Annotated in this window: 18 protein-coding genes; 17 read left to right on the top strand and 1 reads right to left on the bottom strand. The window is 35.3% G+C overall.

Going from position 1 to position 18,327, the window contains the following annotated elements; translation table 11 throughout:
- The first annotated feature begins 12 nt into the window (after positions 1 to 12).
- The 11 genes from sufB (at position 13) to ABXT67_RS04240 (ending at position 9,041) form a co-directional block, all read left to right on the top strand.
- Positions 13 to 1,461, top strand: a complete 1,449-nt coding sequence (gene sufB, locus ABXT67_RS04190; protein ID WP_415376032.1) for a Fe-S cluster assembly protein SufB — start codon at positions 13 to 15, stop codon at positions 1,459 to 1,461.
- Between the two features lie 28 nt (positions 1,462 to 1,489).
- Entirely contained in the window at positions 1,490 to 1,909 is a 420-nt protein-coding gene (locus ABXT67_RS04195) for a hypothetical protein (protein WP_415376033.1), read from the top strand.
- A gap of 1 nt (position 1,910) precedes the next feature.
- The gene (gene sufC, locus ABXT67_RS04200) at positions 1,911 to 2,663 is read left to right on the top strand and encodes a Fe-S cluster assembly ATPase SufC (RefSeq protein ID WP_415376034.1); all 753 of its coding nucleotides are present in this window, start codon (positions 1,911 to 1,913) and stop codon (positions 2,661 to 2,663) included.
- 122 nt (positions 2,664 to 2,785) lie between these two features.
- Positions 2,786 to 4,099 (top strand): Fe-S cluster assembly protein SufD, encoded by a 1,314-nt coding sequence (gene sufD / locus ABXT67_RS04205; protein ID WP_415376035.1) that lies wholly within the window; start codon positions 2,786 to 2,788, stop codon positions 4,097 to 4,099.
- A gap of 52 nt (positions 4,100 to 4,151) precedes the next feature.
- Positions 4,152 to 5,366, top strand: a complete 1,215-nt coding sequence (locus ABXT67_RS04210) for an aminotransferase class V-fold PLP-dependent enzyme (RefSeq protein WP_415376036.1) — start codon at positions 4,152 to 4,154, stop codon at positions 5,364 to 5,366.
- Between the two features lie 11 nt (positions 5,367 to 5,377).
- The gene (locus ABXT67_RS04215; protein WP_415376037.1) at positions 5,378 to 5,815 is read left to right on the top strand and encodes an META domain-containing protein; all 438 of its coding nucleotides are present in this window, start codon (positions 5,378 to 5,380) and stop codon (positions 5,813 to 5,815) included.
- An 11-nt stretch (positions 5,816 to 5,826) separates the two neighbouring features.
- Positions 5,827 to 6,270, top strand: a complete 444-nt coding sequence (locus ABXT67_RS04220) for a SufE family protein (RefSeq protein ID WP_415376919.1) — start codon at positions 5,827 to 5,829, stop codon at positions 6,268 to 6,270.
- Positions 6,267 to 6,593 carry a DUF59 domain-containing protein gene (locus ABXT67_RS04225; protein WP_415376038.1) on the top strand — a complete coding sequence of 109 codons (327 nt, stop codon included), beginning with the start codon at positions 6,267 to 6,269 and terminating at the stop codon, positions 6,591 to 6,593. The genes ABXT67_RS04220 and ABXT67_RS04225 overlap by 4 nt, the downstream gene beginning before the upstream one ends.
- A 136-nt stretch (positions 6,594 to 6,729) precedes the next feature.
- Complete coding sequence (locus ABXT67_RS04230; protein ID WP_415376039.1) at positions 6,730 to 7,128, top strand: hypothetical protein; 399 nt, start codon at positions 6,730 to 6,732, stop codon at positions 7,126 to 7,128.
- A gap of 281 nt (positions 7,129 to 7,409) precedes the next feature.
- Positions 7,410 to 7,919 (top strand): DUF2480 family protein, encoded by a 510-nt coding sequence (locus ABXT67_RS04235; RefSeq protein WP_415376040.1) that lies wholly within the window; start codon positions 7,410 to 7,412, stop codon positions 7,917 to 7,919.
- A gap of 183 nt (positions 7,920 to 8,102) precedes the next feature.
- Positions 8,103 to 9,041, top strand: a complete 939-nt coding sequence (locus tag ABXT67_RS04240) for a DUF3078 domain-containing protein (RefSeq protein ID WP_415376041.1) — start codon at positions 8,103 to 8,105, stop codon at positions 9,039 to 9,041.
- 180 nt (positions 9,042 to 9,221) lie between these two features.
- On the opposite strand, the gene hflX is transcribed toward ABXT67_RS04240, so the two are convergent.
- Positions 9,222 to 10,430: a GTPase HflX gene (gene hflX, locus ABXT67_RS04245; RefSeq protein WP_415376042.1), complete on the bottom strand. Its 1,209-nt coding sequence runs from the start codon at positions 10,428 to 10,430 to the stop codon at positions 9,222 to 9,224.
- A 181-nt stretch (positions 10,431 to 10,611) separates the two neighbouring features.
- On the opposite strand from hflX, the gene ABXT67_RS04250 reads away from it, so the two are divergent.
- From ABXT67_RS04250 to ABXT67_RS04275, 6 genes are all read left to right on the top strand, one after another.
- Positions 10,612 to 11,766: a homogentisate 1,2-dioxygenase gene (locus ABXT67_RS04250; RefSeq protein ID WP_415376043.1), complete on the top strand. Its 1,155-nt coding sequence runs from the start codon at positions 10,612 to 10,614 to the stop codon at positions 11,764 to 11,766.
- 166 nt (positions 11,767 to 11,932) lie between these two features.
- A complete protein-coding gene (locus ABXT67_RS04255) occupies positions 11,933 to 12,685 on the top strand; it encodes a DUF3108 domain-containing protein (protein ID WP_415376044.1) in 753 nt (250 codons plus the stop codon).
- A 4-nt stretch (positions 12,686 to 12,689) separates the two neighbouring features.
- A complete protein-coding gene (locus tag ABXT67_RS04260; RefSeq protein WP_415376045.1) occupies positions 12,690 to 13,634 on the top strand; it encodes a tryptophan 2,3-dioxygenase family protein in 945 nt (314 codons plus the stop codon).
- 20 nt (positions 13,635 to 13,654) lie between these two features.
- A complete protein-coding gene (locus tag ABXT67_RS04265; RefSeq protein WP_415376046.1) occupies positions 13,655 to 14,872 on the top strand; it encodes a peptidoglycan DD-metalloendopeptidase family protein in 1,218 nt (405 codons plus the stop codon).
- A 186-nt stretch (positions 14,873 to 15,058) separates the two neighbouring features.
- Positions 15,059 to 17,725, top strand: a complete 2,667-nt coding sequence (locus ABXT67_RS04270) for a TonB-dependent receptor (protein WP_415376047.1) — start codon at positions 15,059 to 15,061, stop codon at positions 17,723 to 17,725.
- Positions 17,726 to 17,826: 101 nt separating this feature from the next.
- Entirely contained in the window at positions 17,827 to 18,267 is a 441-nt protein-coding gene (locus tag ABXT67_RS04275; RefSeq protein ID WP_415376048.1) for a hypothetical protein, read from the top strand.
- The last annotated feature ends 60 nt before the right edge of the window (positions 18,268 to 18,327 follow it).

An 18,327-nucleotide genomic window follows, 5' to 3' on the forward strand; every position in this document is an offset into this window, starting at 1 on the left:
CAAAATTGATATATGAGTAAATATACAGAAGACGATTTAAAAAAAGAATTAGAGACCAAGGAATATGAATATGGTTTCTATACAGATATAGAATCTGAAACATTTCCTATAGGTTTAAACCAGGAGATCGTTCGTGCAATATCTAAGAAAAAAGACGAACCAGAATGGATGACCCAATGGAGACTAGACGCTTTTAAAGTCTGGGAAGATATGGAAGAACCAGACTGGGCTAATGTAAATTATAAAAAACCAGATTTTCAAGCCATTGCTTATTATTCTGCACCCGTAGCGGTAGATCCTAATAAAACACTTGACGATGTAGATCCAGATCTACTAGCGATGTATAAAAAATTAGGGATCTCTTTAGATGAACAGAAAAAGATGAATAATGTAGCAATGGACATTGTAGTTGATTCTGTTTCTGTAGCAACAACATTTAAAAAGTCACTTGCTGAAAAAGGGATTCTTTTTATGAGTATTTCAGAAGCTATAAAAGAGCATCCAGAACTCGTGAGAAAAAACTTAGGCACAATTGTTCCAACAAAAGATAATTTTTATGCGGCCCTAAATAGTGCTGTATTTAGTGATGGATCTTTTTGTTATATCCCAAAAGGCGTACGCTGCCCAATGGAATTATCAACTTATTTTAGAATCAACCAAGGAGGAACTGGTCAATTCGAAAGAACACTTCTTATTGCAGACGAAGATAGTTACGTAAGTTACTTAGAGGGCTGCACGGCTCCTAGTCGTGACGAGAATCAATTACACGCGGCTGTTGTAGAGCTTATTGCTCTTGATGGCGCTGAAATTAAATACTCAACGGTTCAAAACTGGTATCCAGGAAATGCAGAGGGAAAAGGAGGCGTTTACAATTTTGTTACAAAGCGTGGTCTTTGTGAGAAAAATGCAAAAATCTCTTGGACGCAAGTAGAAACAGGAAGTGCCGTAACTTGGAAATATCCTAGTTGTATTCTTAAGGGGGATAATTCTATAGGAGAATTTTACTCTATTGCAGTAACAAACAACTACCAGCAGGCAGATACTGGAACAAAAATGATACACCTAGGAAAAAATACTAGGAGCACCATTATCTCAAAAGGAATCTCTGCTGGGAAATCTCAAAATTCTTACAGAGGTCTTGTAAAAATAAGTGCCAATGCAGATAATGCGCGTAACTTCTCACAATGCGACAGTTTATTGATGGGGAATGCATGTGGAGCTCACACCTTCCCATATATTGAAGTAAAAAACAAAACAGCGCAAATAGAACACGAAGCCACAACTAGTAAAATTGGGGAAGACCAAATTTTTTACTGCAACCAACGTGGCATTGATACAGAAAAGGCAATTGCATTAATCGTAAATGGTTTTAGCAAAGAAGTACTCAATAAATTACCGATGGAATTTGCTGTAGAAGCTCAAAAATTATTAGAAATAAGCTTAGAAGGTTCCGTAGGATAAAACAATCAATAACTAAATATATTGCAACATGAAAAAAATAGTATTCTCAGTGCTATCGATTTTAGTCCTAGTTGGATGTAAAAACGAGACTTCAAAAACTGAAAATGACTCTGTAGACACGAAAATAGCTGCAAGTGATTCTGGTATAGTAGTAGTTTACAGAGGGGAATTTATTTACACAGATGAAGCAGCCGTTTTAATGGGTAAAGACTTTATTTATGGTGTTACCATTAATGACAAGGCAAAAGAGCTAGGAGAAAAAGTTGCTCCAATAAAAACAGAAGAAAATGATATGGTACCAGTAGTTGTATCTGGAACCTTAATTGATAAACCTGCGGGAAAAGAAACCTGGGATAAATTTATAACTATTACTAACATCATTGAAGTAAGCAAAACACCTTCAAAAGCTGATATTAAAATAGAGGATAAAAAAGTAGAGAAAAAATAATATGCTACACATAAAAAACATACACGCGAGTGTCGAAGGCAAAGAAATCTTAAAAGGTATTACACTAAATATTAAGCCTGGTGAAGTACACGCTATAATGGGACCAAATGGTTCGGGGAAAAGTACCCTAGCTTCCATTATTGCAGGTAAAGAAGAATTTGAAGTTACTAAAGGTACTATTACCTTAAATGGGAATGATATTTCTGAAATGGATCCAGAAGAGAGAGCCCACCAAGGCATCTTTCTCTCGTTTCAATACCCAATAGAAATCCCAGGGGTTTCAGTTACAAATTTTATCAAAACTGCCATTAACGAAAATCGGAAAGCAAAAGGACTTAAAGACATGCCTGCCAGTGAAATGTTAAAAATGATTCGCGAAAAAGCAGACTTATTAGAGATTGACCGAAAATTTTTATCGCGTTCTTTAAACCAAGGGTTCTCCGGCGGTGAAAAAAAACGAAATGAGATTTTTCAAATGGCAATGTTAGAGCCTAAATTAGCAATCCTTGATGAAACAGATTCTGGATTAGATATTGATGCGCTGAAAATTGTTGCAAATGGTGTAAACAAGTTAAAGAGCAAAGACAATGCTGTGGTTGTTATCACACACTACCAACGCTTATTAGACCACATTATACCAGATTTTGTACACGTATTAATGAATGGTAAAATTGTAAAATCTGGAACAAAAGAATTAGCATACGAGCTGGAAGAAAAGGGATACGACTGGATCAAAGAAGAAATGGTTCAATAACGACTCTCTTTTAAACTCCTCTGACGACAGAGGCACGAGAAAGAAGAAGATATATTTAATGGGTAATTATTCCCATTATAAGTTTAATCTTGAAAATATTTTCGTTTTTACGGAAAATAAATATGAATTTAAAAGAAAAATTACAATCATCATTCCTAGCTTTTGAAGATCATCAAGGAGCAGATTCTCCATTGCACGATCTTCGACAAGAGGCAATGAAATCCTTCGAAGATCAAGGATTTCCTTCTAAAAAAGAAGAAGCTTGGAAGTATACCTCCCTTAAACCAATCCTTAAGGAAGCATACAGCATTTTTCCTAGTCGCGAAAATGCAATAGAGTTTAAAGATGTGAAAAAATACTTTCTGCACGATATAGACACCTATAAAATTGTTTTTATAGATGGAGTATACAGTTCTTTTTTATCTGAAACCACACACGATACCATAGATGTTTGCTTAATGTCATCTGCACTTAACAAACCCAAATACCGCAGTATTATTGAAGCATATTATAACAAGGCTGCAAATAAATCTAGTCTAACTTCTTTAAACACCGCCTTTGCAAAAGAAGGTGCTTACATCAAAATCACCAAAAATAAAGAAGCGGATAAGCCTATTGAGGTTATCTATTTTTCAACTGGAAATGAAGCTGCTACATTATTACAGCCTCGAAATCTTATTGTAGTTGAAGAAAATGCTCACGTGCAAATTATTGAGCGTCACCAATCGCTAACTGATAACCCTGTACTTACGAATAGTGTGACTGAAATTTTTGCCGAAAAAAGAGCGTACATAGACTACTATAAAATTCAGAATGATAGGATAACTTCGTCGTTAATCGACAATACATACATTTCACAAGAACGTGAAAGTATTTGTAGCATTCACACATTTTCTTTTGGCGGAAAAATTGTTCGTAACAACCTTAAGTTTGTACAAAGAGGAGAATATTGCGATTCAATTTTAAACGGAATCACCATAATAAAGGGGAAACAACACGTTGACCACAATACACTTGTACATCACATCGCTGAAAATTGCGAGAGCCATCAGGACTACAAAGGTATTTTCGACGATAGTTCCACCGGAGTATTTAATGGTAAAGTATATGTTGAAAAGGAAGCTCAAAAGTTAGACGCCTTTCAAAAAAACAACAACATACTAATGAGTAATAAAGCGACCATCAATGCAAAACCCCAATTAGAAATTTTTGCAGATGATGTAAAATGTTCTCATGGTTGTACTATTGGTCAACTTGATGAAGAAGCCTTATTTTACCTTAGGTCTAGAGGAATCGGAGAAAAGGAAGCGCGTGCATTGTTAATGTATGCCTTTGCAAATACCGTTTTAGAAAGCGTGAAAATTCCTGAATTAAAAGAACGTATCAATAAATTAATTGCCACTAAAATTGGAGTGAATTTAGGATTTAACGTATAATAAACGCCTCGGCGCAAGCCCACGAGGCATTAAAACCTTCTTAATTATACAAATGTTTGATGTAAACGAAATAAGAAAAGACTTCCCTATTCTTTCTCGTAAAGTAAATGGGCAACCACTCGTATATCTTGATAACGCAGCCACGACACAAAAACCGCAGCAAGTTATTGATTGTATCGTAGATTATTACAGCAATTATAATGCAAATATACATCGTGGAGTGCATTCACTTTCGCAAGAAGCGACAGATGCGTATGAAGGTGCACGCAAGAAAATACAAACACACTTTAATATTGCCAATGCACATGAAGTGATTTTTACTGCTGGTGCTACTGAAAGTATTAACCTTGTTGCAAATGGATTTACTGAAATATTAAAAAAAGGTGATGAACTCATCGTTTCAGGATTAGAACATCACAGCAATATTGTTCCTTGGCAAATGCTTTGTGAACGAACAGGGGCTATTTTAAAAGTGCTCCCAATTCACGAAGATGGAAGCCTAAAAATGGACGTTTTTAAAACACTGCTTTCTGAAAAAACGAAACTTGTTTTTGTGAACCATATCTCAAATGCACTCGGTACAATTAATCCAATTAAAGAAATTATTGAATTAACCCATCAAAACGGGGGCGCCGTTTTAATTGATGGAGCACAAGCGTGTTCTCATGTAAGACCAGATTTGGCGGCATTAGATTGTGATTTTTACGTTACGTCTGCCCATAAAATGTGTGGCCCAACAGGCGTAGGAATGCTCTATGGAAAAGAAAAATGGCTAGAAAAATTACCTCCTTATCAAGGTGGTGGAGAAATGATTGCTGAAGTAACTTTTGAGAAAACTACCTATGCCGGATTACCTCATAAATTCGAAGCAGGAACGCCTAATATTTCTGGCGGTATTGCATTTGGCGCTGCCATAGATTATTTAAATGACATTGGTTTTGAAGCAATCGCAGAACATGAGAACGAGTTGTTGAACTATGCTACACAACAATTACTATCGATAAAAGGATTGAAAATATATGGAACAAGTGCTGAGAAAACCTCAGTGATATCCTTTAATATTGAAGGAATCCATCCATACGACATAGGGACCATTGTTGACAAATTAGGAATTGCTGTAAGAACAGGGCATCACTGCGCACAACCCATCATGAATTTCTATAAAATTCCAGGCACCGTTCGAGCGTCTTTTGCTTTTTATAATACTAAAAAAGAAATCGATATCTTAGTAGCTGCTGTAAAAAAAGCCCATATGATGTTATCTTAAACATTTGCAAAATGAAAAAAATAGGCGTTTTATTTAGTTTATTACTCGTTACCATTCTAATAACAAGTTGCAACGAAACAAAAAAAGTAATAGATACGGCAGGAACCGCTCAACTTTCTGGCAGCTATACGATTACTGGTGTTTACGGCGCTACTGTTAATTCTAAGTCTTCCCTTACGCTGCAATTTACCGCCATTAACAAAACCATCAGTGGAGCGTCAGGTTGTAATCAATTTTCAGGAAACTATTCGATTGATTTATTTGCCATAAACATAGGTCAACTTATGGCTACTGAGATGTATTGTGACGAGCCAGTTATGGAAACCGAAAGAGCCTATTTAAAAGCTATAAGCAATACAGGATCATATAGTATTGTGGAAGAAGTGTTAACATTTTACTCGAAAACAGATCGCAGCCAATTACTAACGGCCAAAAAAAATAAAAATTGAAAATAGAAACAATGTCTATTCAAGATATTCAACAAGATATAATCGGTGAGTTCGCCATGTTTGATGACTGGATGCAACGCTACGAATATATGATCGATCTTGGAAAATCGCTTCCGTTAATAACACCTTCAGAGAAAAGTGATGACAAACTTATCAAAGGATGCCAAAGTAAAGTGTGGTTGGATGCAGCTTTAGTAGATGATAAAATTGAATTTACAGCAGATAGTGATGCGATAATTACAAAAGGAATAATTGCCATACTAATAAGAAGTTTCAACAACCAAACACCAGCTGCCATCCTTGAAGCTGACACAAAATTTATTGACGAAATAGGCCTCAAAGAGCACCTATCTCCAACAAGGGCCAATGGTCTTGTTTCTATGTTAAAGCAGCTTAAATTATATGCTGTTGCTTTTCAATCTAAATTAAATAATTCAAACTCTCCAAACACATGAGCACTGAAACTATAAACACAGAAGATTTAGGAGAAAAAATCGTAAAAGTATTAAAGACGATTTTCGACCCTGAAATCCCTGTAGACATCTACGAACTAGGTTTAATTTACGATGTATTTGTAAATGAAGACAACGAGGTTAAAATATTAATGACCTTAACTACACCCAATTGCCCCGTTGCCGAAACATTACCTCTTGAAGTAGAAGACAAAGTAAAGTCTTTGAAAATGGTAAAAGATGCTGAAGTAGAAATAACTTTTGATCCACCGTGGACACAGGACTTAATGAGTGATGAGGCCAAGTTGGAATTAGGAATGCTGTAACCGGTTAAAACTGTAAATACAACCTGCTTATTTGTAAATCAGTCCACCACCTTTGTTTTAAGGATTTTATTAAAACCAATCATAATGACCCTAGTGGTTATTTAGATTTTTTTATACACTAAAATATTCACAAGAGATGAGGCAAAGTTTTCTTCTATTTATAGCAGTTTCCCTAACGCTTCTTATTTGCAAAAAAGATAGCGCTATTAGTTCACAAGATACCCCTAGATTAATTGACTCAGATTCTTCTATAATTGCACAAAAAAAAACGAACCACAATCCTAATGGTTTTGAGACACCGAAATCTCTAGTAGATCAACAAAATCAGGAACAGAATAACCATTCTATTAAATTTTTTGAAAGAGACGCCATTAATAATTTCATTTTTATTGGAGATTTATTCCAGGCAAAGGAGATGGATCCCATTGAGTTCTATGGAACATTTGATCCCCAAAAGTTAGCTGTCAATTATTTCCCGGACAATGCTCTATTTGTAATCTATTTCAACCACAAAGGCTTGCTCGAAATAGGTTAACGCTCATGTGATACGAATGAAATGATTAGCTAGGAACCGCTGAAACATATTTTGAAAATGGAGGGTTTTTTTTTAATTTGATGAACTGTTATATTTATAAAGTAAATTCCTGTAATACAAAACATTGAAATAATAGATTCTACTATTAAAAACGATTCCATCAAAATTCATATGAATTTGAGAGAATTATTACGAATTGTGGAGAAGTGTCCATCATCCGTAAAATTAATTAGAAAACAAATACTATATTATAAAATTGTAAGTAAGACCCTATAATTAAAATGGAAAAAGAAATCATAAACCGCGTAGCAAAAAGCCCACTTCTAACAATAGATTTAGAAGATTTATATCCTGAAGGAAAACGTGTACGATTAGACATTTCGCCTTGGTTACTAGAAGGTATTGTTTTAAAAGAAAAAGATTTTAGAGCGGCGGTGGACGCTCATAATTGGGAGCAATATCAGGATACATATGTGGCTATGCATTGCAGTACAAATGCAATAATTCCTGCTTGGGCCTTTATGCTGGTTGCGGCACACTTGTCTCCTTTTTCAAAAAAAATCATTCAAGGTAATTTAGAACTTTTAGAAACAGTTTTGTATTCTGATATCATAACTCAATTAGATCCTACTCCGTTTATGGACAAGTCGATAATCATCAAAGGATGCACATCAAAACCAATTCCTCCTTCGGCATACAGCGATTTGGTAAAAAAAATTCAACCTCTGGCTAAAAAAATTCTTTTTGGGGAAGCGTGTTCTTCTGTCCCTCTTTATAAAAAAAAGAAATAGGTTTACATAAGAAATGAGAAAGCAATGAAATTCTTATTAATAATTGCGCTGATAGTTTCTCGATTTAAGGTCGTAAATAGTAGGCCCAAAACAATGAACCGATTTTACTAGTTTATTAATATTGTAACATAAACATTACATTAGCGCTTTAAAATTATAAGTGTTAATCTAATTGGTAAAAAAATGTCTAAAAAATTACTTTTATTATTTGTTTTGTTTGTTGTAGTATCTTCCGTGAATGCACAATCAGAAGAAGAACTTAAGGTCCTAAAAACTGAAAAAGAGGCTGCTGCAAAGGCGCTACAGGGAGAAGCAGATGCAATCCAAGTAAAAATTGATTCATTACCAGGATGGAAATATGGAGCCTTTGGTACCGTAGGGGTGAATTTATCTAGTTTTAACAATTGGTTTGGACAAGAAACAGCAAATGTAAACTCTGGAAACATTGGTATTACATTAAATGGATATGCAAATCTTAAACAAGAAAAATTTTTCTGGAGGAATGCACTTAATGTAAACCTAGGTTGGGTAAAATTTGATGATAGAGACGACCCAACTGATGACGATAGTTTTCAAGAAGGTACAGATGTATTTAATATCTCTTCATTATACGGAAGATATGTTTTCACAAACTTTGCTGTTTCTGGATTAGTAGAATATCGTACCACTATCTTAAACAACTTCAATGACCCTGGATATCTTGATGCAGGTATTGGTGGTACTTGGACACCAATAGAAAACCTTGTTGTTGTTGTGCACCCCATAAACTACAACTTTGTTTTTGCTGATAATGATGCAATATTTGAATCTTCTTTGGGAGCAAAACTATTGGTAGACTACACTCGTAAATTTGGTCCTGTTAACTTTAAAACTAACCTTTCTGCATTTCAAAGTTATGAATCTTCTAACTTATCAAACTGGACGTGGATAAACTCCATAGGGTATACTCTTTGGAAAGGAATTGGATTAGGCTTTGAGTATGGACTGCGAGGCAACCAACAAGAAGCTGTTAATTTTGCAACTACTAATTTTGTTGAGGGAAGTGGCGCAGCGCCATCTTTTGATAATGTTGATAATGATTTACAAAGTTATTGGTTATTTGGTTTAAACTATTCTTTCTAAGAGAATTTAATAAAACCGTCTCTTCTATAGGCATAAATAAAAATTAATAGAGCCTCGACACATTTTGTCGAGGCTTTATTTGTGATACAGATTGATGAACTCGTTCTACCTAGAGTAAGATCCATATTTAAAGGCTTTATCTTTCTTTAAACAGTAAATTCACTTTATTAAATATGGATCTTACTCTATGTACTCTTCAGGATAGAGAAAATTATTATATGGAAAACGAGTTACATGAATGTTACGAACTTTATCATATACCAACTTTCTAAACTCATCAAAGTTTTCCTTATTCAATGCTGAAATAAAAATAGCATCCCCTTCAGTCTGGCTCATCCACGTTCTTTTCCACTCGGTTAAGGTAAAATGAGCTTTTGTTTTTATGGTTACTAGATCGTCTTCGTCTATCATTTCTTGTTTATAGGCATCTATTTTATTAAACACCATGATTGTGGGCTTGTCTGCTGCTCCAATCTCATCAAGCGTATTCCTAACCGATGCTATTTGATCTTCAAAACTAGCGTGAGAAATATCAACAACATGTAAGAGTAAATCCGCCTCGCGAACTTCGTCCAGCGTACTTTTAAAAGAATCTACTAATTGAGTGGGTAGCTTTCTTATAAACCCTACGGTATCACTCAATAAAAATGGCAAGTTTCCTATAACCACTTTTCGTACGGTCGTATCTAGTGTAGCAAATAATTTGTTTTCAGCAAAAACGTCACTTTTACTAATAACATTCATCAAGGTAGATTTCCCAACGTTGGTATATCCAACTAAAGCCACTCGCACCAATGCACCACGATTGCCACGTTGCACTTCCATTTGACGATCTATTTTTGCTATTTTCCTTTTCAGTAATGCAATACGATCTCTTACAATTCTTCTATCAGTTTCAATTTCGGTTTCACCAGGACCCCGCATTCCAATACCACCGCGCTGCCTTTCTAAGTGGGTCCACATACCTGCCAATCTTGGCAGTAAATATTCATACTGTGCCAATTCTACTTGCGTGCGTGCGTAGCTTGTTTGTGCTCTTTGTGCAAAAATATCTAAAATTAGATTCGTTCGATCTATGATTTTACAATCTAATATTTTTTCAATATTTTTCTGTTGGGCAGCAGATAGCTCGTCGTCAAAAATGACAGTACCTATATCATTCGCTTCAACAAAAACGCGTACCTCTTCCATTTTACCAGTACCAATAAAGGTTTTCGGATTGGGGGTAGTAACTTTTTGAGTAAAACGTTTTATCACTTCTCCTCCGGCCGTATAGGTTAAAAATTCAAGCTCGTCCAAATATTCCATAGACTTATGCTCATCTTGATTTTGGGTAATAAGTCCAATCAAAATTGTCTTTTCATGTTCTATAGTAATTTCCTCAATCATAAGTTCAATTTAAAATATAAAGGTACAAAAGCGGTTGAGAGTATTTTTAAGTATTTAGAGCATATTAACATTTTTGATGTGATATACTTTAACGACTATAATTATTCATTCGTAATTCGCCATATTCTGCCCTAATCGTTCGTTTTATTTTTCCGATATTTGTGTAATAAAATATATAGAAATGCCACGTTATCATAGCCTCGGAAAAATTCCACATAAAAGACACACACAATTTAGAAAACCAGACGGCTCTCTTTATCACGAACAACTTTTTGGGACCATAGGATTTGACGGGATGTACTCCAATAGTTATCACGAGCATCGCCCAACAATGGTTAAGGACATTAAACGACAGTATAGCGTTGCTCCTAAAATAGCAAAAGAAAACAATCTCCAATCGTACCGTTTAAGAGGGTTTCAAGTAAAACCAGAAAATGACTATTTAGAGAGTAGAAAAGCAGTACTCACAAACAGTGATTGCTCCATTATTCTATCGGCGCCTAAACATTCCCTCGAAGATTATTTTTATAAAAACGCAGACGCAGATGAACTTTTATTTATTCACAAGGGTTCCGGTAAATTGCGAACGCATTTAGGAAATTTAGATTTTAAATATGGAGATTATTTATTAATCCCAAGAGGTATAATATACCAAATAGATTTTGATACTGAAGACAATAGACTTTTTATTGTAGAATCACGTCGCCCTATTTATACTCCTAAGCGATATCGCAATTGGTTTGGGCAACATTTAGAACATTCGCCGTTTTGCGAAAGAGACATTAGAGTTCCTTACGAATTAGAAACCAATGATGAAAAAGGAGACTTTTTAATTAAGGTAAAAAGAAAAGATGAGATTATAGAAATGGTCTATGCATCGCACCCTTTTGACGTTGTAGGCTACGATGGGTATAACTATCCCTATGCTTTTTCAATACACGATTTTGAACCTATTACAGGACGTATTCACCAACCACCGCCGGTACACCAAACATTTGAAACAGATGCTTTTGTAATTTGTTCATTCTGCCCACGATTGTATGATTATCATCCTGAAAGTATTCCTGCACCATATAATCATAGCAATATCGATAGCGATGAGGTGCTATATTATGTAGATGGAGATTTTATGAGCCGAAATGACATAGATGCTGGACATATTTCTTTACACCCTGCCGGAATTCCTCATGGTCCACATCCAGGTGCTGTAGAGCGAAGCATTGGCAAAAAGAAAAGTAATGAACTAGCTGTGATGGTAGATACATTTAAACCATTAATGGTCACTGAAGAGGCTATGAAAATAGCCGATGAAGATTATTATAAAAGCTGGCTGTAAAAGGGTTTCAGGTTTCTTGAATACTAAAATATTACTATTTTACGTTAGGTCATTTGATATTAAAGTTCATTCCTAATTCTCAACTAAAAATTCAGAATTAAAAAAACGGAACAACTATTGTAAATATGTGGTTAAACCTGCAATCACTATGAAAAACTCGGCTACAATGCTAGTACTTTTATTTACCGTAACAGGAATCGCTCAAGAGCGTGCTTATGGAAATGGAGAATGGTTTAAGTTCCGTGTTCATTATGGGCTTATAACGGCTGGCTACGCTACTTTAAAAGTAGACGATGCATTTGTAAACGGCAAAGAAGTGTATCATGTTCAAGGAGAAGGACACACTACAGGAATTACAAGTTGGGTTTTTGGAGTTGACGATTATTACCAATCCTATATTGACAAAACAAAGGATATCCCGTATCGATTTATTCGAAAAATAGATGAAGGTGGTTATAAAAAGGACATTCAAATTGACTTTGATCACGAGAGCCAGATAGCTATCGTAAATAATAAAAAGCATAAAACTACTCAAGAGATTTCGCTGCCTGACAATGCACAGGATATGGTTTCGTCTTTTTATTATCTAAGAAACCAATTAGATATTACTAATCTTAGCGAAGGTGATGTCCTGGATATGAACATGTTTTTTGACGGTGGAACACATAAATTTCGTTTAAAATTTTTGGGAAGAGAAACCTTAGATACTCCTTTTGGTCGAGTCCCAACCCTAATTTTTAGACCCTATGTAGAATCTGGGAGAGTATTTAAAAAAGAAGAAAGTGTCACCGTTTGGGTTACAGATGACAAGAATAAAATACCCATTTTAATCAAAGCAGATTTAATGGTAGGTTCCTTAAAAGCAACATTAACCGAGTATAAAGGACTGAAGCATCAGTTCAAAATTATTCCAGAATAATAATATGGAAATCAAACCTTCAACCAAAAAACTATTACAACAACTCGAAGAAAAATTTGGCGCCATAGACCAAGATTTAGACACACATTTAGAAGGGTTACTTTATAGTGAGCCAATTACATATTGGGATTATATCAAAACAGATGCCTTATTAAGTATACAAATACAAAGAACTCAAATTCCCGATGAAATGGTTTTTATTATGTACCATCAAATCAATGAACTCCTGTTTAAAATGATTCTTTGGGAAATAGAGCAAGTAGCAAAGTCCGAAAAAATCACAGCATCTTTCTTTTCACAAAAATTAATGCGCATTAGCCGGTATTTCGATATGCTTTCCTCTTCTTTTACGATCATGCGTGATGGCATGGAAGTTGAACAGTATATGAAATTCCGTATGACACTTACTCCAGCAAGTGGTTTTCAAAGTGCTCAATATAGAAAGATTGAATTTGCTTCTACAGATTTAATAAATTTAATAGACGCTCGTTTTAGAGATACGATAGATCGCAACACATCTTATGAGCACGCATTAGATCACTTATACTGGCAAGCTGCGGGGAAGGATTATGCAACAGGAAAAAAATCTTATTTACTTACAGCCTTTGAAGAACGTTACAGAGCAGAATTTGTAGATTTTACACAAGAGTATAATACTAAAAATTTATATGCGCGTTTTAAAGAATTACCTGCCCAAGTAAAAGAAGACCCCAAATTAATTGAAGCAATGCGCCATTATGACCATACGGTTAATATTACTTGGGTAATGGCACACTATAATGCTGCAAAGTACTACATAGAAGGTGCTAAAACGCAAAGTGGTGAAGAAATTGAAGCTACTGGCGGAAGTGATTGGACAAAATATATGCATCCAAAATACCAACGACGGATATTCTTCCCAGAGGTTTGGACCAAAGATGAAATAAAAAATTGGGGTACTAACCTTTAAAAAACAGCAGAAATACTACATTGAAACATATAATCTCCCTCCTCGCATTAGCCTTATTATTTACAACCTGTACAGATAACCTGAAAGAAGATGATCTGCCTATTGACGATCAAGAAGTTGAAAAAACAGTAACCGAATATGGATTTGCACTCAATGATTTTAATGTAATAAGAGATTCCATTAGAACTGGAGATACTTTTGGTGACATATTAAACGAATATGGGGTAAGCAACGCTAAAATATTCGGGGTTGCGACAAAATTCAAAGATAGTTTTGATGTTCGCAGAATGGTTGTTGGCAAACCTTATATGCTATTAAATTCTAAAGACACCTTAAATACAACCCAGGTATTTATCTACGAAAAGAACAAAGTTGATTATGCCGTGGTCGACTTTAGGGATAGCCTACAAGTTTTCTCAAATAAGAAAGACGTAAAATACGTAGAGAAAGAAGCCTCAGGAATTATTTCTAGTTCCTTGTATTTGTCTATGGAAGAGCAAAATTTGAGTCCAGCTCTCATCGATAAGTTAGCCAATATTTATGCTTGGACAGTTAACTTTTTTAAAATTCCTAAAGGGGATCGATTTAAAATAGTGTATGTTGAAAAATATATAAATGATACGATACCTGCAGGAGTAGACAGAATAAAAGCTGCTTATTTTGAGCATAAAGGAGTTCCTCTATATGCCTTTGAATATGAGAATGATAGTCTAAAAAACGACTTCTATGATGAAAAAACTGAAAATCTACGTCGAGCGTTCTTAACTGCCCCCGTAAAATTTAGTCGTATTTCTTCGCGATACAATTTAAAAAGACGTATTAAATATTATGGGTATAAATTAAGACCTCACAAGGGAACAGATTTTGCTGCAAATATAGGAACCCCTATCGTTGCAACAGCAGATGGTACAGTGACTAAATCTGAAAGAAGAGGCGGTAATGGAAACTATGTTAAGATAAAACACAACAGCACATACGAAACACAGTATTTACATATGAAGAGCAGAAATGTGCGTGTGGGCAACTTTGTAAGACAAGGTGATGTGATTGGTTGGGTAGGAATGACTGGAAATACTGGTGGACCTCACGTTTGTTATAGATTTTGGAAGAACGGCAAGCAAGTTGACCCTTTTAGACAAGATTTACCCGCCTCAAAACCCCTTCCTAAAAAGTATCACGAAGCGTATTTTAACTTGATTACCCCTTTAAGAGATAAATTAGACTGCATCACTTACTAGTTACAATGTGTTGATTGCCGTGTTATTAACTCAATCCTAATTTGTTTATTCCTCAGGCATTTCCTTGTACATATTCGTAATATTAAATTTGTTGGTAATTTCTTGGCAATTTGTTAACAATTAGCATCGATAAATGTTAAAGTAAACCCTACTTTTGCAAAAAAATCATCCATAAAAACAAAACAAATGAAAAAACTTTTACTCTTATTTTTATTAATGGCCGGTCTTACTTCCTTTGCACAAGGAATCGTTACTGGTACCGTAGTGGATCCTGAGCTAGGAGGTCCACTGCCAGGCGCAAACGTTATTGTTACTGGAACAACAAATGGTGTTATTACAGACTTTGATGGTAACTTTACCGTTAATGTAAATAACAACAAAGGAAGTGTATCTATTAGTTATGTTGGGTACGAGATGCGTCGTATGTCTTATACTATAGACAATGGCACTGCTGCCTTAGGAAGCATTGCATTAACTGCAGGCGCGGCCTCACTAGATGAAGTAATCATTATAGGAAATGGCGTTATTAATATCGCAGAAGGAAGAAGAACTCCAATAGCAGTATCTACGATTACTGCTGAAGAACTTACTCTTAAAGCGGCAGGTAACGTAGAGTTTACGGAATCTTTCAAGAACACTCCTTCTGTTTATGTTGCAAACCAAGGTAGTGGATTTGGTGATAGCCAAGTTTTCTTAAGAGGGTTTGACGATACGAACACAGCATTCTTATTAAATGGTCAACCAATTAACAGTCCAGAAGATGGGCGCATGTTCTGGTCTAACTGGTCTGGTATGAGTGATGTTGCAAATGCGGTACAAGTACAAAGAGGACTTGGTGCATCTAAACTTGCAATTTCTTCAGTTGGTGGTACCGTAAACATCGTATCAAAAACTACTGACAAAAAGGAAGGTGGTTTTGTGCGTTTATTAGGTGGTAACGATAGTTACTTTAAAGGAACCATTAACTACAACTCAGGAATGAGCGAAAGTGGTTGGGGATTTTCAGTATTACTAGACCACTGGCAAGCACACCGTAAATTTGCAGTGGGTACTGAAGGACAAGGACAAACCTATATGTTCTCAGTTGGTTATAAAGCTAGCGAGAAAAGTATTTTTAACTTCTTAATCACGGGTGCTCCACAATATCACGATCAAAACTTTGGTCAACAGCAAGAAGTATATAATACTTTTGGCGGAAAACACAACCCTAACTCAGGATTCTTAGATGGAGAGCGTTTTACTGAAAGACGCAACTACTACCACAAACCAGTAGCAAACCTTAACTGGGATTATGAACTAAGTGAGAAAACAGAACTATCTACTGTACTATACGCCTCCTGGGGTCGTGGTGGTGGAACTGGTGGCTTAGGTAGTGGAAGCAACCGTGTACGTTTTGATAGAGCTGGTGACGGTACAAGAGATGAAATTGATTTCGAAACTATTAGAGACAATAACATAAATAGAGCAGATGGAAATGGAAATGGTAACTTTAGCGATTCTTACATTCGTCGTTCTTCCGTAAACAACCATAACTGGTATGGTCTTCTTTCTAACTTAAGCTTTGATGCTGGTGAAAACTGGGATTTAAGTGTAGGGGCTGATGCTAGATTATATAAAGGTGATCACTTTAGACAAGTAAACGATCTTTTAGGATTAAACGGTTTTACAGATAACTTTAGAACAGATAGACCTGATGAATATACCTTTACTAATGAGTATGCTGCAGATCCTTGGTCTTCATTATTTAATTTTGCAGATGAAGAGAATCGCACACAATTTGATTACAGTGAAAACATCAACTATATTGGTGGTTTTGGACAAGCAGAGTATGCAACGGATCATTTCTCAGCATTTTTCCAAGGAGCGCTTTCGAGTCAGTCTTATCAAAGAACAGGTCGTTTTACCGGGGTCACTATTGATGGCATTAACGGTTTAGGAGAGTCTGAAAAAATAAACAAAATTGGGTATAACCTTAAAGGGGGTTTAAGTTATACAGTAACTGACACACACACGTTCTTTGTAAATGGAGGATACTATTCACGTCAACCTTATTTAGATAATATTTTTGCTGATATTCGCAACTCAAATGCCTTAGTGAAGCCAGATGTTGATAACGAACAGATTACTAGTTACGAAGCTGGTTATCGTTTTAATAAAGGGAAGTTACGTGTAAATATAGATATATATCGCACTGAATGGGGTAATCGTTTTGTGTCTAATGGTGGTACGGATAATGTACCAGACCCAAGTAATCCTGGTCAAACAATGGAGAGATTCTTCACAGATAGATTTACAGATGTAACACAAATACATCAAGGTTTAGAATTTGACTTTGAATATCGTCCAGACAATGATCGTTATAGATTAAAAGGATATGGATCTATAGGAAACTGGAAATATGATGGATCAACACCAGTTACTAGACAAGATGAAGATACCTTAGAATTTATTACCATACCAGGTGCAGAAGATGGAAATATCGATTTAACTGGAACTAAAGTTGGTCAAGCACCGCAAACATCCTTTGGTGTTGGTTTAGTGATTAATGCTTTTGAAGGACTGAGTATAGATGTAGATTACAATGTGTTTTCAAATCTATATGCGCAAGTAGATGCATCTGATGTAGCTGAAGCCGCACTAGTTGGAGAAAGATTTCAGTCTGACCTTATTGATTCTTATGGATTATTCGATTTAGGTCTTACTTATAAATTCAACTTTGGAGGCAACAAGCTTACCTTTAGAGGAAATGTTTTTAATGCAGGTAATGAAAGCTTTGTAACACAACAAAACAACTTTGGTGTGGGTCTTGGTAATGGTAGAACTTACAATGGAAGTATTCGTTATAACTTCTAATAGTTAGAAAATTATAACTTTAAAAAGCTGCCTTCCCTAAGGCGGCTTTTTTTATGCGGTAAAATGGTATCTTTGTAACGCATAATTTAAATTATAAACCAATGTATCAAACAGTTCAATTTATACATTCTTATTGGGCATATCTTGTTGTAGTTGTTGCTGTCTTAGCTACCTTAAACGCGCTTCAAGGTCACTTTACAAAAAAAGAATATAGCTATAAAGATTTTAGACTTTCTCTTTTTACGCTTATTGTAATGCATCTTCAATTATTAATAGGGTTGATTTTATATTTTATTTCTCCCTTAGGAATTCAATCTATCATAAACAACGGTATGAGCGCTGTTATGAAAGATTCTATGTTGCGATTATATGCCGTTGAACATATTACCGTAATGATTTTAGCGGTTGTTTTTATTACAATTGGTTATTCAAAACACAAAAAGAAACGTACCTCTGAACCTAAGTTTAAAACTCTTTCTATTTTTTATACCATTGCTCTTACATTATTATTGAGTAGAATACCATGGGCACAGTGGTTTTAGAGGACATCTAATCTAAATAAGTAGTATTTAGTTATAGCTGAAGAGCCGCTTACGCTGAAA

Origin of the sequence: Patiriisocius sp. Uisw_017 (genome assembly GCF_047731265.1) — a bacterium.
In the GTDB taxonomy this organism is placed as follows: domain Bacteria; phylum Bacteroidota; class Bacteroidia; order Flavobacteriales; family Flavobacteriaceae; genus Patiriisocius.

Coding starts and splice junctions, on each gene's coding strand:
- sufB (WP_415376032.1), top strand. CDS start 13: ATGAGTAAATATACAGAAGACGATTTAAAAAAAGAATTAGAGACCAAG.
- ABXT67_RS04195 (WP_415376033.1), top strand. CDS start 1,490: ATGAAAAAAATAGTATTCTCAGTGCTATCGATTTTAGTCCTAGTTGGA.
- sufC (WP_415376034.1), top strand. CDS start 1,911: ATGCTACACATAAAAAACATACACGCGAGTGTCGAAGGCAAAGAAATC.
- sufD (WP_415376035.1), top strand. CDS start 2,786: ATGAATTTAAAAGAAAAATTACAATCATCATTCCTAGCTTTTGAAGAT.
- ABXT67_RS04210 (WP_415376036.1), top strand. CDS start 4,152: ATGTTTGATGTAAACGAAATAAGAAAAGACTTCCCTATTCTTTCTCGT.
- ABXT67_RS04215 (WP_415376037.1), top strand. CDS start 5,378: ATGAAAAAAATAGGCGTTTTATTTAGTTTATTACTCGTTACCATTCTA.
- ABXT67_RS04220 (WP_415376919.1), top strand. CDS start 5,827: ATGTCTATTCAAGATATTCAACAAGATATAATCGGTGAGTTCGCCATG.
- ABXT67_RS04225 (WP_415376038.1), top strand. CDS start 6,267: ATGAGCACTGAAACTATAAACACAGAAGATTTAGGAGAAAAAATCGTA.
- ABXT67_RS04230 (WP_415376039.1), top strand. CDS start 6,730: ATGAGGCAAAGTTTTCTTCTATTTATAGCAGTTTCCCTAACGCTTCTT.
- ABXT67_RS04235 (WP_415376040.1), top strand. CDS start 7,410: ATGGAAAAAGAAATCATAAACCGCGTAGCAAAAAGCCCACTTCTAACA.
- ABXT67_RS04240 (WP_415376041.1), top strand. CDS start 8,103: ATGTCTAAAAAATTACTTTTATTATTTGTTTTGTTTGTTGTAGTATCT.
- hflX (WP_415376042.1), bottom strand. CDS start 10,430: ATGATTGAGGAAATTACTATAGAACATGAAAAGACAATTTTGATTGGA.
- ABXT67_RS04250 (WP_415376043.1), top strand. CDS start 10,612: ATGCCACGTTATCATAGCCTCGGAAAAATTCCACATAAAAGACACACA.
- ABXT67_RS04255 (WP_415376044.1), top strand. CDS start 11,933: ATGCTAGTACTTTTATTTACCGTAACAGGAATCGCTCAAGAGCGTGCT.
- ABXT67_RS04260 (WP_415376045.1), top strand. CDS start 12,690: ATGGAAATCAAACCTTCAACCAAAAAACTATTACAACAACTCGAAGAA.
- ABXT67_RS04270 (WP_415376047.1), top strand. CDS start 15,059: ATGAAAAAACTTTTACTCTTATTTTTATTAATGGCCGGTCTTACTTCC.
- ABXT67_RS04275 (WP_415376048.1), top strand. CDS start 17,827: ATGTATCAAACAGTTCAATTTATACATTCTTATTGGGCATATCTTGTT.